Genomic DNA, 14095 nt, shown 5'->3' on the forward strand with positions numbered 1-14095 from the left:
GCCATCACAGGAATACGCCGAACTCGCCGGACAGCTCGGCCAGCTTGTTGTGCATCGCTACCAGCAGCTCGGCCTTGGCCGAATTGGCCCGCTGCACGGTGCCGATCTGGCGGTAAACCTGGGGTCGGCCGAATGGCAGCTTGAGCATGTCGCGGCCGTTTTCACGCACCGCGATATCGGGCACCACAGCGGCGCCCAGCCCCGCTGCCACGCACTCGACGATGGCCGGAATGGTGTCGATCTCGGCGATGTGGGTGACCTTGATGCTCTGGTGGGTCAACTCGTTGTTGATCAGCGCCGCCAGCGGCACGTCGCTGGCGAAGTGCACGAACGGCAAGCGCTCCAGCAGCTCGCGCACCGGCAGCGCTGGCGTTCCCGGTGGCGCGATGACCACCAGCGGCTCGCGCAGGAAAGGAGCCCAGGTCAGATTGCGCGACACCCCGGCGTGCTCGGCGACCACGGCCAGATCCAGGCGGCCGGCGTTGACGTCGCTCAGAAGCCCCGACGACATGCCCACGCGCAGATCGACGTGGAGCGCAGGAAACTCCTCGCGCAGCGCCACGATGGCACGCGGCAACAGGCCGATGGTGCTGGTGCGCACGGAACCGATGCTGAGCGTGCTGGAGACGCTGCTGCCCTTGATCGAAGCCCGGGTCTCCTCGACCAGCCCGAGGACCTTGCGCGCGGTTTCGAGCAGCTGGAGGCCATGCAGATTGAGGCTGGGGGGGCGCGTCTCACGATTGAAAAGCTGGGTGTCGAGCTCCTGCTCGAGCGCCAGGATCTGCTGGCTGACGGCCGAAGGCGTCAGGCTCACCTCGCGCGCGGCGCCGGCAAAGGTACCGTGCTCGGCAATGGCGATCAGCGTGCGTAACTGGCGAGTGTCCACGGGCACCTCCACGGGTCGGGGTTGAGACGGTGTGGCGCGGTCGGCGTGCGCCCTTGCCATTAAGATTTGCTTCACTTATTGCCAAATATTAATCGCTTTAATACAGCAAAACTAGCTGTATTCTGAGCAAAACATCCACACCGATCAGCACCATCGCTACGACGCGATCACCGCTGCAACGACATCTGGGAGAGACCCGCGTTGGCCAAGCAACCCGCCATACTCGTGACCGGCCCCTATCTCGCGGAAGAGGCCCGGCAGCACGCCGAAGCCGCAGGCTACGCCGTATTCCACACCCCGCCCTATCCGACACCCGAGGTGCTCATCGAGCATATCGAGCGCCACGATCCCCAGGGAGTCGTCGCCCGCATGGGCCAGTTCGGAGCCGAGGCGATCGCCGCCGGGCGTTCGCTGCGGGTGATCTCCAAGCACGGTGCCGGGGTCGATAACATCGACGTCGCCGCGGCCACGCGTCATGGAGTACAGGTGATCCGCGCGGCCGGCGGCAACGCCGTCTCCGTGGCAGAACACGCCGTCGCCCTGATGTTCGCCACGGTCAAACGCCTGCTGCCGCTGGATAGCGGCATGCGCGCCGGCCGCTGGGAGAAAGCCGAATTTCTCGGCCGCGAGCTGTGCGGCCTGCGTCTGGGCCTGGTGGGTGGCGGTGCCATCGCCGCCGCGGTGGTCAAGATCGTGCAGGGCTTAGGGCTGGAGGTCGCCATCTACGACCCTTACGCCTCGGACGCCTCGATCGCGGCACTCGGCGTTCAACGTCGCGAGACGCTGGAAGCACTGCTGTCACGCTCCGACATCGTCAGCCTGCACTGCCCGCTGACCGAGACCAACGCCCATCTCCTCAACGCCGAAACGCTGGCCCTCATGCCGGCGAACAGCTATGTCATCAACACCTCGCGCGGCGGGCTGATCGATGAAAAGGCGCTGCTGGCCGCGCTCGACAGCGGTCATATCGCCGGCGCCGGTCTGGACACCTTCGAGCGCGAACCCCCGGAAGGCATCAATCCGCTGGCCGCTTGCGACCGGGTCATTCTCACCCCCCATGTCGCTGGCGTGACCGCCGAGGCCGGCACGCGGGTCGGCGTCCTGGCGGTCAGCGGCATCGTCGACTTTCTCGCCGACAAGTCGCTGCCGCCAGCACGTCTGGTCAACGACATCGCCACCGCGGCCTGCCCCTGAGCCGCGCCTATCCATCACGTCGGCCAGATAGCGCCGGCGCCTCTAGCAGGAGTCCTGTCATGCCCATCGGCAACCGAATTCTCCAACGTCAGCGTCGTATCGATGACGCCTTGATCCAGGCTTTCGCTGCGCTGCCCGTGGCGGTGGTCAGCGACAGCATGTCCCGGGTGTTCGCCGGCGGCGCCGATCTACGTCCGATGCACCGGGAAGGTTCGCTGGCCGGTGTCGCCCTCACCGTGCGCACCCGCCCCGGCGACAACCTGATGCTGCACAAGGCGATCGACATGGCCGAACCCGGCGATGTCATCGTCTGCGATGCCGGCGGCGATACCACCAATGCGCTGATGGGCGAGCTGATGCTGGCCTATGCCGTCAAGAAGGGGGTGGCCGGCTTCGTGCTCAACGGGGCGCTGCGCGACCTGGATGGCTTCCGCGATACCAACCTGCCCACCTTCGCCGCCGGCGTGACCCATCGCGGCCCCTACAAGAATGGCCCCGGTGAGATCAACACGCCGATCAACATCGGCGGCATGGTCATCGAACCCGGTGACCTGATCCTCGGCGATAACGACGGCCTGCTCTGTGTACCGTTCGAGGCGGCCCCTGCGGTACTCGAAGCGGCACAAGCGAAGCAGGCAGCGGAAGAGAAGCAGATGGCCGCGATCCATGCCGGCGACAATGACCGTAGCTGGGTCGACAACGCACTCAAGGCGGCAGGCTGCACGTTCGAATAACGGGATAGCGTTGGCGAAGGCCATTCGGCAGGAGATCATTTGAGAAAAGACTCTCTGACTCTCTGACAAAATAGCATCAGACCAAAGCGCCCACTTCTTTGCATAAACGCTTGACCCGGCCTCCATGGGGCCGGGCCTTTTCGCGTTTTTATCACTCGGGAAATCAGCTTGATTTTCCCAAAAACGATACCCGATTTATCGATCCATTTAGACCAAAGTCCAATGAATAAAAATCACCATAGAACTTAAAATAACCCACGCCATTTTCACTTAATTCTCAGCGTTTCATCTCCAAGACGAGGTGAACCTTTGCCTCACCGGGAGAGCATCGATGTCATCGCTGCGACACCACCTTCTCTGGATACTCGTCGCGCTGCTGCTGGCGGTCTCGACATCGGCCTGGTCGGCCGACTATCCCGCCCGCCCGATCACGCTGGTGGTGCCTTACGGCGCCGGCGGCACCACCGATATCTCGGCACGCCAACTGGCCAAGCTGGCAGAGCCGTTACTGGGTCAGCCGGTGGTGGTCGAGAATCGCCCCGGCGGCGGCGGCGTCAACGCCATGCGTGCGGTTTCCCGGGCCGACGCGGACGGCTATACCCTGATCGCCACCACCTCTTCGCCCACCTTCGTCACGCCCGCACTGCGCCGGGTCGGCTATGATCCGCTGCAGGATTTCCTGCCGCTGCTGAACTACTCCGGGCCTTACCATGGGGTGCTGGTGAGTGCAGACAGCCCCTATCACAGCCTCGATGCACTACTGGCCGCCACTCAGGATAGCAAGCGGCTCAGCTACGCCACCGCCGGCGCCCTGAGTGGTGCGCGCCTGGCGTTCACCCAGCTCGCCCGCGAGACCGGTGCCCAGCTCCAGCACGTCCCGTTCAACGGCGCTTCCGGCGCGACGGCGGCCCTGCTGGGCCAGCATGTCGATATCGCCCTGGTGCCCGCATATCGCGATCTGGTCAAGGATGGGCGGCTACGCCTGCTGGCGGTACTCGACGACCAACCCGATCCCGACTTCCCTGAGGTGCCGACGCTCGAGCAGGCGGGCTACGACATTCAATTTCCGTCGATCGTGGCCTTGATGCTGCCGCGTGGGGTGGCGGAGGAGCGCGTCGAGACGCTACGCAGGGCCTTCACCGAGGCAGCGGCCTCGCCCGCCTTCGCCAAGGTGATGAAGAAGCTCAATCAGCCGGTACGGGTGCTGCCTGGTCCGGCGCTCGCGGCGGTGATCGAGAAGAATCTGCACGCTTACCAACAACTGGCCGAGGCATTGAAACGATGAGTGTCGAGCCCCCCTCTCCCACTGCCCACGGTACCTCTCGCCACGGTCTCCAGACCCTGATCTGCAGCGCCATTCTGGGCCTCGCCGCCTGCGGGCTGCTGACGCTCCAGGCGCAGGTCACGGTCTTCGATTTCGGCGACCCCGGCCCCGATGCCCGCTTCTTTCCACGCCTGGTGCTGTGGCTGCTGATCCTGGTCGCAGCGCTGCGCTTATGGCGGCATCGCCGCACGCCCGACAGCGCGCTCGGCGCCGCCGCCGGCTGGGCCCGGGCGCTGGCCGCCATGCTGCTGGTGGCCGCGGCGATCGCGGCGATGAATACCCTCGGTTTCATCGTCAGCGTGGCCGCGGTCGGCATCGTGCTGGCCTGGCTACTGGGCGAGCGGCGCCTGCGCTTCAGCGTACTCCTGCCACTGGTGGTGGCGCTGGCGATCGCCTGGGTCGCCCGCCACGGGCTGCACCTGCCGCTGCCCTGAAGGGCGCGGCAAGACATCTCTACAGCCCCTGACCGGCAAGCCAACGACCTTTACCCACAGACCCTTTCGAGAGACCCGGCCCATGCTGCTCGACGCTTTCCACGCGCTGCTCGATGTCTGGGTGCTGATCGCCGCCCTGTGTGGCGTCGCCATCGGCATCGTGATCGGGGCCATCCCCGGCCTCGGCCCTACCCTCGCCATCGCGCTGCTGATTCCGGTGACGTTCACCCTGTCGCCCATCCCCGCCATCATCCTGCTGCTGGGCGTCTATCAGGGCGCGATCTTCGGTGGCTCGATCTCGGCGATCCTGCTCAACGTGCCCGGGACTCCGTCCTCCGCCGCCACCGCACTGGATGGCCACCCCATGGCGCGTCAGGGGCGCGCCGGCGAGGCCCTGCGCATCGCCCTCTACGCCAGCGTGTTCGGCAACGTCTTCAGCTGTCTGGTGTTGATTCTGCTGGCCCAGCCGCTGGCGTCGCTGGCGCTGGATTTCGGCCCCGCGCAGATGACCGCACTGATGACCTTCGCCCTCGCTATCATCGTGCTGTTCGGCGGAGGCTCGATTCTCGATGCGGCGCTGATGACGCTGGTCGGCGTCGCCGCCGGTATCGTCGGGCTGGATCCGATCGAGGGCCTGCCGCGCTTCACCTTCGGCAGCTTCGCCGCCGAGGATGGCCTGGCCTTGATTCCGGTCCTGATCGGCCTGTTCGCGATGTCCGAGGTCCTGCTGCAGGCCTTCGCCGGCAGGCAACAGGGCCCGGCCGAGCGCGGGATCGATGCCGTCTCGAGCCAGACCTCATCGCCGCGCGCGGTGGGCTGGCTGAGCCTGTGGAAAATGCGCGTCACCCTGCTGATCTCGTCGGCGATCGGCACCTTCGTCGGCATTCTGCCGGGGATCGGCTCCACCGTGCCGGCCTTTGTCAGCTACGGTTTCGCCCGTTCGCGCTCGCGTCACGGGGCGCGTTTCGGCCACGGCGAACCCGAGGGCGTCGCCGCGCCCGAAGCCGCCAACAACGCCGTGACCGGCGGCGCCCTGGTGCCCATGCTGGCACTCGGCATACCCGGCGACGCAGTGACCGCAGTGATTCTGGGCGCTTTCATGCTGCAGGGCCTGACACCCGGCCCGTTTCTGTTTCAGCAGCATGGCGTCGAGGTCTACGCGATCTTCGAAGCGCTGATCCTGCTGTCGATTCCCTGCATTCTGCTGGGTCTGGCGATGTTCCGTGGCGCGGTCCACGTGATCCGCATTCAGCCGCGCCATCTGTTCCCGATCATTGCCATGCTGGCGATCTTCGGCGCCTTCTCGGTCAACAACAGCCTGTTCGATGTCGCTGTCATGCTCGGTGCCGGCGTCGTCGGCTTCGTGCTGCGCCGGGCCGGCTTCCCGCTGCCACCGCTGCTGATCGGGCTGATCCTGGGGCCACCGCTGGAGCAGAGCCTGCGCCAGGCGCTTTTGACCAGCAGTGGCAGTGCCACCATCTTCGTGCACTCGCCGATCGTCATGGGGCTGGTCGTCGTCACGCTACTGTGTGTGCTGGGGGCTGCGTACCAGCGGTATCGAGCCGCACGCCGGGAGAGAGCGGCATGAACCCACCCGTGAGGCCGGCTCCCTATTGCGATTGCCATATCCATGTCTTTGCTCGTGACGACGCGTCTCGCCACTCGTCTTCTTCCCAGAACGCCTATGCCAAGGCCGCCTATCAGCCGCCGCGCAAGGATATCGCCGACTTCGCCACCGAAGCCGCGGTCGGCGGGATCGGCCGCGCCGTACTCATCCAGGCCTCCATCGACGGCACCGACAATCGCTTCCTGCTCGAGACACTGAAGCGCGCGCGACTCGCGGATAACGGCCTCGCCGCCCCGCTCGAGCTGCGCGGCGTGGTCATGATCGACGAGCGCAGCGAGGGACTGGCGGCGATGGCGGACGCTGGCGTGCGCGCCATTCGCGTGCAGGATCGCTCGCGCCTGGGCCACAACGACCTGGCACGTCTGCCGCGACTGGCCGAACGTGCGGCCACGCAGGATTGGCATGTCGAGCTCAACACCGAGCCCGAACGCTACGCCGCACTCGCCGCGCTGCTCCCCACCCTGCCCAGCGGGCAGGCGCTGGTGCTGGATCACCTGGGCCATGTGACGCCCGGTGCCAGCGATGAGCTGAGTGGCCTATATCGGTTGCTCGACACCGGGCGGGTATGGATCAAGCTGGCACCGACTCGGGTCAGCCGCCATGTCGGGCGCTACGACGATCTCGGCGAGCTGGTACGCCAGCTCGCCGAGCGCTACCCGGAACGCTGCGTCTGGGGCAGCGACTGGCCCCATGTCATGACGCCGCCACCGCTCCCCGCCTCCCGCGACATGCTCGACTTTCTCGAGCGCGTTCTCACCCCCGCCCAGCGCGACGCCTGTCTCACGCACAACCCCGCCACGCTCTATCGCTTTTGAGTGTCTGCCAGCGCGACGGCAGCGCGCTGGCCACGCTCCCTGTTGTCGCTACGACTACTGCTCTAGAGCTCATTTCCAAACCCTCTGATGATGGGCGCCAAGTAGTGAGCATCTGATAGACCAAAGCCGAATGGACACAGCGCTGTTTCCGGGAATTCAAGGTGAAGCTTTTCTGCATCTATTCATCAGAATTACACGCTTTAGCCAGCACTTATTTTCATGTTCACTTTCGCTACGAGCACGCGCCATTGATCGGCATAGACAGACCATAAAACCGTAAAACCTCCGACGAAAGTCGAACCCATTCAACACCTGTCAATGACGTCACACGATCGATATCGAGCATGGCGTGGCGATGAATGGTGGGGCGATCAATGGCACTTTTTCTCCCGATGATTCACGAGGAACATGAGATGCCTTCTCTCAAGCATTACCTGCTTTCCGGCCTGATCATTCTCGGCAGCGCCGTCGCGGGCGGCGCGCAGGCCACCAACTGGACCGGGTATACCTATTCGTCGGTCTCCACCACCGCGGCGGTGAAAGGCATGGAGCGGATTGCCGACCGGGTCGACAAGGAGACGGACGGCGATCTGTCGATCACCCTGCACCTGGGCAAGACGCTGCAGATCGCTTCCAGCGACATCACCCAGGCAACCGGCGATGGCATCGTCGACTTCGCCGCGGACCTCTATTTTTCCGGCAATGTGCCCATCGCGCGCATTCTCAACCTGCCACTGCTGATCAACGACGACGAGGAGTGGAACAAGGCCTACGCGGTCATGGAGCCCTATCTACAAAAGGGCTTCGACGCTCAGGGGGTCACCTACCTGGGTAGCTATCGCTATCCCCAGCAGGTCATCTTCACCACCTTCAAGATGGCTAGCCTGGACGACCTGGCGGATCACAAGATTCGCGTCACCTCGCCGGAGCAGGGTGCGTTCGTCGAGGCCTTCGGCGGCTCGCCGATCACGCTCTCCGGCTCCGAAGTGCCCACCGCCTTGGAACGCGGGGTCATCGACGGCGTGCTGACCGCCAGCGCCGGTGGTGCCAAGAACTGGCACGAGTTCCTGCCATACAACTACCGCCTGCCGGTCAACTACGCCTACAGCGCCGTCATCGCCAATACCTCGGCCCATGCCGCGCTGGACGATGCCACCCGCCAGACGCTGGACCGCATCGTCAGCCAGGAGACGCAGCAGATCACGCAGGACTTCATCGTCGACGAGAAAACCCAGAAACAGCAGCAGGCGGATGCCGGCATGACGATCATCGAAGCCGATCCGGCCGATATCGAGCGCGCCGAGAAAAAGATGGCGCCGTGGTGGCGCGAGTGGGCCAAGCAGGCGGGGCCGGAGCATGAAAAGGCGCTCGCCGCGGTCCTGCAGGCCCTTGGCAAATAATCCGGAGCCGATCATGAGCGCCATCCCCTCGCCCCCCTCCACTGAACCGGCCTCGGCCGGTTCGCTGTTCGATGTCATCGCCACCGGCGTGCGCTGTCTCGCCGGGCTGGGCCTGATCGCGCTGGTCATTCTGGTCAGCGCCGAGATCGTGTCGCGCTTCTTCTTCGCTTACTCGCTGCGCGTGGTCGAGGAGCTTGCAGGGTATATCGTCGTCGGTCTGACGCTGTTCGGCGCCAGTCTGGCGGTGAGAAAGAACTCGCTATTCCAGGTCGGTTTTCTCTTCGATGCCCTGCCCCATGGGGTGAAACGCCTCCTCAACCTGGTCTATCTGATGCTCTCTCTGGCGGTGTGCGGCGTCCTGATCTGGTACGCACTGCAGCTGGTCGAAAGCTCCTACACCCGCGGCAATGTCGCGCCGACCTTCCTGATGACACCGCTGTGGATGCCCCAACTGCTGATACCGCTGGGGCTGACCTTTATCGCTGTGTTCCTCGTCGAACGCATGATCCTCACGCTACGTCAGGGAGGTACGGCGTGATGGATGCCTTGATCGCATTCGGCGTACTGTTGCTGTTGATCGTCGGTGGGCTGTGGGTACAGTTCGCCGTGGGTGCCGCGGCCCTCGTCTACCTGTGGCTGATGAAGGGCCTCGCCGGCTGGAAGGCGCTGGGGCTGGTGAGCTGGGGCGCGGCCAATAGCTTCACACTAGCGGCGATTCCCCTGTTCATCCTGATGGCCGAGATTCTGCTGGCGAGTGGGCTCAGTGCGCGGCTCTACAACGGCATCGCGCCCTTCATGCGCCGCCTGCCCGGCGGCCTGCTGCACACCAATATCGTCGGTAGCGGCGTCTTCGCGGCGGTGGCCGGCGGCAGTGCACCCACCGCCGCGGCAATGTCCACCGTGGCGTTACCGGCGCTCTCGGCGAGCGGCTACAACCGCCGTTTCGTGGCGGGTTCTCTGGCGGCCGGCGGCACCCTGGGCATCCTGATTCCGCCCTCGATCACCATGATCATCTACGCCACCTTCACCGAAACCTCCATCGCCCAGCTATTTGCCGCCGGCCTGGTGCCCGGCATCCTGCTCGGCGCCTGCTACAGCCTGTTCATCATCGCGCGGGCGCTGGCCAAGCCTTCGCTGGTGCCCAAGGATAACCAGCGCCGCACCCTCTCCGATTACTTGCACGCCGCCGCGGATGTGCTGCCCTTCACGATCTTGATCGTCTTCATTCTGGGCAGCATCTACGCAGGCATCGCCACGCCGACCGAAGCCGGTGCGTTGGGTGTCGTCGGCGCCGTCCTGATCTCGGCGCTGTATCGCCGACTCAATCTATCGATGCTCAAGACGGCGCTGTCGCGCACCCTGACCATGAGCGGCAACGTGCTGTTCATCGTCTTCATTTCGATGATCTTCGCCTACGCCACCGCGCTCTCCGGCATCGGCCAATCGCTGGTCGATCGCGTCGCCGATGCCGGCCTGTCGCAAGTCTCGCTACTGCTGATCCTGATGGTGGTGTTCGCCATTCTCGGCTGTTTCATGGAAGGGCTCGGCATGATCGCGATCATCGTTCCGGTGATCTTCCCGACCCTGATGGCAATGGGCGTCGATCCGGTCTGGTTCGGCGTCTTCGTGGTCATCCTGGTCGAACTCGGCCAGCTGACCCCGCCGCTCGGGGTGATCCTGTTCGTGGTCGCCAGTTCCGATGCGCAGACCAAGGTCGAGGACGTGATCCTGGGCGTGCTGCCGTTCTTCGCCATCATCCTGGCATTTCTCGTGCTGCTCATCGCGCTGCCCGACATCGCGCTGTGGCTTCCCCATCTGACCGCCGGAGGTTGACCCTTGGCCTTTCCTCATCCCGACCCCGTGCTGATCGAGGCACAGGTCTTCACCACCCTGCCGGCGTCACTGCGGCGTACCGGAGAGCCCTCGGACTGGGCGACCAAGAACCGCCGCGGCGCCGCCGTCGACAGTTTCATCGAAGGCCCCTCCTTCGATCGGGCAGGCAATCTGTGGTTCGTCGACATCCCCTTCGGGCGCATTCTGCGCGCCTCGCCCGCGGGAGAGGTGGAACAGATCGTCGCCTATGATGGCCAGCCCAACGGGCTCAAGATCGATGCCCAGGGGCGTATCTTCATCGCCGATTTCAAGAACGGCATCATGCAGCTCGACCCGGACACGGGCCGCATCAGCACGGCCCTGGGCGACGCCGACTCGGAAAGCTTCAAGGGCTGCAACGATCTGCATATCGGCCCCGACGGGGCGATCTACTTCACTGATCAGGGGCAGACCGGACTGCACGACCCCAGCGGACGCGTCTACCGCTGGAGACCCGCTGAGCAGCGTCTGGAGTGCCTGATCGACAACGTGCCCAGCCCCAACGGGCTGGTGCTGGACAGCAGCGGCCACACTCTCTATCTCGCGGTGACACGCGCCAATGCGGTGTGGCGGCTGCCGCTGTCGCCGAGCCAGCGGGTGGTCAAGGCGGGGCTCTTCCTGCAGTTCTCCGGCGGCCGCGCCGGCCCGGATGGTCTGGCCCTGACACGCGACAATGGGGTCGTGGTCTGCCAGACCGGCATGGGGCTGGTGTGGGTCCACGACGCGCTCGGCGTGCCCATCGCCGTGGTCAAGTCGCCGACCGGGCTGGGGACCACCAACTGCGCCTTCGGGGGCCCGGAGGGCCGCACCCTCTATATCACCGAATCGGATTCCGGCTCGATCCTGCGCGCGGAGCTACCGGTGGCCGGACACCCGATGGCCTCGGGCTGGGGAGAGTAGGATGAGAGTGGATCATCCCAGCAGCAGATCGCCCTCGATGGGAATGAACTCGCTCGACGCGTTGATGAGCGAGTGCGCGGTCAGCTTGGGCACGCCGTAGACCTCGACCCGCTTGCCGTGGACCTCGCGAATCTTGCGCGCCAGCAGGTCGAAGTCGCCGTCGCCGGAGACCAGCACCACCACGTCCGCCAGCGCCGCGAATTCGATGGCGTCGAGGGTGATGCCCACATCCCAGTCGCCCTTGGCGGAGCCATCTGCGCGCTGGATGAACGGCTTCAACTTCACTTCGAAGCCGATGGTTCGCAGCGTATTTTGGAAGCCGCGCTGCTTGGCGTCGCCTTTGTCGGTGGCGTAGCAGCGCGCGGTCAGCACCTCCCGGCCCGCCGTCGCTTTCGCCCAGAACCGGCGATAGTCGAACTGCTTGGCGTAGGCATCGCGCACGGTGTAGTAGACGTTCTGCGTGTCGACGAAGATGGCAACGGTGGTCATGGCAAGGTATCCCGGCAGGCAGTGAGGCGCCGTCTCGGAAGGCGGGCGTCGGCTTACGTGCATGGTACCGTGCCGGGCGCCTGATGCGATCAGAAGGAGGGGCTGACGTGCAACGCTTCACCCCCGGATTGGCGAGGGGGCGAGGGTCACTGGCGAACACACCCCGTCCCATGGGACCTGCGTAGCCAGACATGCGGATATCGAGCCGCCAGCGCAAGGAGACGACGCCTGATCTTGAGGCTCCTTGGATGGCACCACCATTCCGCGACGCGCTCGAGCCGTGGTGTTGTCAGACGCCGTATGAGCAAGCCGGCTTCATGGACCCGCGCTCCACCGCACCGATCTCAGCCGCCAGGCACGTCGATCACGATCTTGCCAAACGGCCTGCGCTCCAGATGATCCAGCGCCTGAGGCAGCTCGGCGAAGGTATAGCGCGCCTCGATGACCGGCTCGAGCCGGGCCTGATCCACCGCCCGCACGAAGCGCTCGAGCGCTCGCCGGCTACCGGTGCCGATACCGTGGATCGTGACGTCCTTGAGCATCAGCGGCATGGCTGGGGAGGCGATATCGAATCCTGCCAACGCCCCGATCTGGCATACGTGCCCACCCACGGCAGCCAGTTGGACGGAGACGCCGAGATTCTCGCCACCCACCACGTCGAGCACATGATCCACGCCCTCGTCATCGGTCAGCGCGTATACCGCTTCCCTCCAGTCATCGCGGGAACGATCCACCCAGTGATCGGCTCCCAGCGCCAACGCCCGTTCACCTTTCTCCGGTTGGGTGGCAACGATCACCTCTGCCCCGCTCATCTTCGCGATGAGCAGACCGAATAGCGCCACGCCGCCGGTACCCGGAATCAGCACCCGATCGCCAGCCTTGACGCCGGCTCTCTCGACGAGCGCAAACCAGGCCGTCAGCCCGGCGCAGGGCAAGGTACTGGCCTGGGCATCATCCAGAGTGCGCGGCGCATGAACCAGCCAGGCGGCAGGCATGGCCACGTATTCGCTCAGAACGCCGGGGTAGAAACCGCCCAAAGTACGATAGGCCGGTGTTCGCGCATTGCCCGGTCGACGCCCATCGATCCAGTCGGGCGTGAACACGGAGATGACCCGATCTCCCTCGGCAAACCCCTGCACTTGCTCCCCCCGTTCGACGATGGTGCCAGCCATGTCGGAACCGGGTGTGAAGGGGTAAGCCAGCGAAAGTCCCCTGCCACTCTCGATCACCATCTTGTCGCGGTGGTTGAGCGAGACGCCCCCCACCCTGACCAGCGCCTCATCCGCCGCGGGGCGTGGCTTCTCACGGGTGGCCAGTGTCAGTCTTTCACGACCGATCGCGTCCATCTCCCAACGCCGTATCGCTCTCATCATGTGGGCTCCATCGAAGGGTGCCGACGGTCGTCGACAGCGTGGCGAGACTATCCCACGACGGCGAGCGCACTATAATACGCATCAATCGACACGCAGTGATGAATGAGAGACAGCAATATGCGCCGAAACAGGATATGAACGGTAAGGAGATCGCCGAACTCATCGCGTTCATGGAGGTTGCCAGATCGCAGAGTTTCCGCCGTGCTGCCTCACGCTTGGGAATGTCACCCTCGGCGGTGAGTCACACCATTCGCTCACTGGAGACGCGGCTGGGCGTCAGAGTCTTGAGTCGCACCACCCGCAGCGTATCGCTCACCCAGGCAGGCGAACGGCTACTACAGCGTGTGGAACCGGCGATCAGCGACATCCGGCAGGCCGTGCGTGAATCGGCAGCATTTCAGACGTCACCGCAGGGCACGATCAAGATCAACTTGCCGCGCATTGCGGCCCAGCTGGTGCTGATACCGCGACTTCAAGCCTTCCTGGAGCGCTACCCCCATATCGAGGTCGATCTCGTCATCGACGACACGCTGACCGATATCGTCTCGCAGGGCTTCGATGCGGGCATTCGCTCGGGTGAGCGCTTGCAGCAGGGGATGGTCGCCAGACAATTGACGCCGGCACTGAACATGGCCGTGGTGGGTGCACCAAGCTACTTTGCTCGACGCTCGCCACCGGGGGTGCCGGCAGATCTTCACGAGCACATCTGCATCAACTACCGTTGGAGCGACTCGAACGCCTTGTACGCCTGGACGTTTCAGGAGGGCGACAGACGTTTCGATCTACAGGTTCGCCACGCCTTGACCCTCAATGACACCAGCCTGATCGTCTCGGCGGTTCTGGAAGGCACCGGACTCGCCTATCTGCCAGAGAATCATCTGCAAACCCATCTCGACAGCGGTGAGCTAGTGCGAGTCCTCTCCTCATGGACGCCGTCGATCCCGGGGTTCTACCTCTACTATCCGCACCGCGAACACATGCCCAGCGCGTTGAGAGCCTTCGTCGATTTCATGACCGGGCCCCCAATCAAAGACTCTCACCGCTAAA

Annotated in this window: 14 protein-coding genes; 11 read left to right on the forward strand and 3 right to left on the reverse strand. The window is 64.7% G+C overall.

Annotated elements, in window-relative coordinates; genetic code table 11:
- Positions 1-4: 4 nt before the first annotated feature.
- The gene (locus DOM66_RS00375; protein WP_110675036.1) at positions 5-886 is read right to left on the reverse strand and encodes a LysR substrate-binding domain-containing protein; all 882 of its coding nucleotides are present in this window, start codon (positions 884-886) and stop codon (positions 5-7) included.
- Between the two features lie 201 nt (positions 887-1087).
- On the opposite strand from DOM66_RS00375, the gene DOM66_RS00380 reads away from it, so the two are divergent.
- From DOM66_RS00380 to DOM66_RS00425, 10 genes are all read left to right on the forward strand, one after another.
- On the forward strand, positions 1088-2080 hold the full coding sequence (locus DOM66_RS00380) for a hydroxyacid dehydrogenase (protein ID WP_245392328.1): 993 nt from the start codon (positions 1088-1090) through the stop codon (positions 2078-2080).
- A 59-nt stretch (positions 2081-2139) separates the two neighbouring features.
- Entirely contained in the window at positions 2140-2814 is a 675-nt protein-coding gene (locus tag DOM66_RS00385; protein ID WP_110675038.1) for an RraA family protein, read from the forward strand.
- 331 nt (positions 2815-3145) lie between these two features.
- The gene (locus DOM66_RS00390) at positions 3146-4099 is read left to right on the forward strand and encodes a tripartite tricarboxylate transporter substrate binding protein (protein WP_110688932.1); all 954 of its coding nucleotides are present in this window, start codon (positions 3146-3148) and stop codon (positions 4097-4099) included.
- Positions 4096-4572 carry a tripartite tricarboxylate transporter TctB family protein gene (locus tag DOM66_RS00395; protein WP_110688933.1) on the forward strand — a complete coding sequence of 159 codons (477 nt, stop codon included), beginning with the start codon at positions 4096-4098 and terminating at the stop codon, positions 4570-4572. Before DOM66_RS00390 ends, DOM66_RS00395 begins: the two co-directional genes overlap by 4 nt.
- Positions 4573-4654: 82 nt before the next feature.
- Complete coding sequence (locus tag DOM66_RS00400; protein WP_110675041.1) at positions 4655-6160, forward strand: tripartite tricarboxylate transporter permease; 1506 nt, start codon at positions 4655-4657, stop codon at positions 6158-6160.
- Positions 6157-7014, forward strand: coding sequence for an amidohydrolase family protein (locus DOM66_RS00405; protein ID WP_110688934.1), 858 nt, complete (start codon positions 6157-6159; stop codon positions 7012-7014). The genes DOM66_RS00400 and DOM66_RS00405 overlap by 4 nt, the downstream gene beginning before the upstream one ends.
- 413 nt (positions 7015-7427) lie before the next feature.
- Complete coding sequence (dctP, locus tag DOM66_RS00410; protein WP_110688935.1) at positions 7428-8414, forward strand: TRAP transporter substrate-binding protein DctP; 987 nt, start codon at positions 7428-7430, stop codon at positions 8412-8414.
- A 13-nt stretch (positions 8415-8427) separates the two neighbouring features.
- A complete protein-coding gene (locus DOM66_RS00415; RefSeq protein WP_157958951.1) occupies positions 8428-8952 on the forward strand; it encodes a TRAP transporter small permease in 525 nt (174 codons plus the stop codon).
- Entirely contained in the window at positions 8952-10247 is a 1296-nt protein-coding gene (locus tag DOM66_RS00420) for a TRAP transporter large permease (protein ID WP_110688937.1), read from the forward strand. Before DOM66_RS00415 ends, DOM66_RS00420 begins: the two co-directional genes overlap by 1 nt.
- 3 nt (positions 10248-10250) lie before the next feature.
- Positions 10251-11186 carry an SMP-30/gluconolactonase/LRE family protein gene (locus DOM66_RS00425; protein WP_110688938.1) on the forward strand — a complete coding sequence of 312 codons (936 nt, stop codon included), beginning with the start codon at positions 10251-10253 and terminating at the stop codon, positions 11184-11186.
- A gap of 12 nt (positions 11187-11198) precedes the next feature.
- Here the strand turns inward: DOM66_RS00425 and DOM66_RS00430 are convergent, their stop codons facing one another.
- Together DOM66_RS00430 and DOM66_RS00435 are read right to left on the reverse strand one after the other, a co-directional pair.
- Positions 11199-11675 carry an NYN domain-containing protein gene (locus DOM66_RS00430; RefSeq protein ID WP_110688939.1) on the reverse strand — a complete coding sequence of 159 codons (477 nt, stop codon included), beginning with the start codon at positions 11673-11675 and terminating at the stop codon, positions 11199-11201.
- 344 nt (positions 11676-12019) lie between these two features.
- Positions 12020-13048 (reverse strand): zinc-dependent alcohol dehydrogenase family protein, encoded by a 1029-nt coding sequence (locus tag DOM66_RS00435; protein WP_245392329.1) that lies wholly within the window; start codon positions 13046-13048, stop codon positions 12020-12022.
- Positions 13049-13146: 98 nt separating this feature from the next.
- Here DOM66_RS00435 and DOM66_RS00440 point away from each other — a divergent pair, with 98 nt between their 5' ends.
- Entirely contained in the window at positions 13147-14094 is a 948-nt protein-coding gene (locus DOM66_RS00440) for a LysR family transcriptional regulator (RefSeq protein WP_245392330.1), read from the forward strand.
- Position 14095: the final 1 nt, after the last annotated feature.

This window comes from Salinicola endophyticus, assembly GCF_003206575.1.
Classification (GTDB): domain Bacteria; phylum Pseudomonadota; class Gammaproteobacteria; order Pseudomonadales; family Halomonadaceae; genus Salinicola; species Salinicola endophyticus.

Bases quoted from the DNA above. Each gene is read 5' to 3' on its own strand.
- DOM66_RS00435 (WP_245392329.1), bottom strand. From the start codon at position 13,048: ATGATGAGAGCGATACGGCGTTGGGAGATGGACGCGATCGGTCGTGAA.
- DOM66_RS00390 (WP_110688932.1), top strand. From the start codon at position 3,146: ATGTCATCGCTGCGACACCACCTTCTCTGGATACTCGTCGCGCTGCTG.
- DOM66_RS00420 (WP_110688937.1), top strand. From the start codon at position 8,952: ATGGATGCCTTGATCGCATTCGGCGTACTGTTGCTGTTGATCGTCGGT.
- DOM66_RS00415 (WP_157958951.1), top strand. From the start codon at position 8,428: ATGAGCGCCATCCCCTCGCCCCCCTCCACTGAACCGGCCTCGGCCGGT.
- DOM66_RS00400 (WP_110675041.1), top strand. From the start codon at position 4,655: ATGCTGCTCGACGCTTTCCACGCGCTGCTCGATGTCTGGGTGCTGATC.
- dctP (WP_110688935.1), top strand. From the start codon at position 7,428: ATGCCTTCTCTCAAGCATTACCTGCTTTCCGGCCTGATCATTCTCGGC.
- DOM66_RS00385 (WP_110675038.1), top strand. From the start codon at position 2,140: ATGCCCATCGGCAACCGAATTCTCCAACGTCAGCGTCGTATCGATGAC.
- DOM66_RS00440 (WP_245392330.1), top strand. From the start codon at position 13,147: ATGAATGAGAGACAGCAATATGCGCCGAAACAGGATATGAACGGTAAG.
- DOM66_RS00395 (WP_110688933.1), top strand. From the start codon at position 4,096: ATGAGTGTCGAGCCCCCCTCTCCCACTGCCCACGGTACCTCTCGCCAC.
- DOM66_RS00405 (WP_110688934.1), top strand. From the start codon at position 6,157: ATGAACCCACCCGTGAGGCCGGCTCCCTATTGCGATTGCCATATCCAT.
- DOM66_RS00430 (WP_110688939.1), bottom strand. From the start codon at position 11,675: ATGACCACCGTTGCCATCTTCGTCGACACGCAGAACGTCTACTACACC.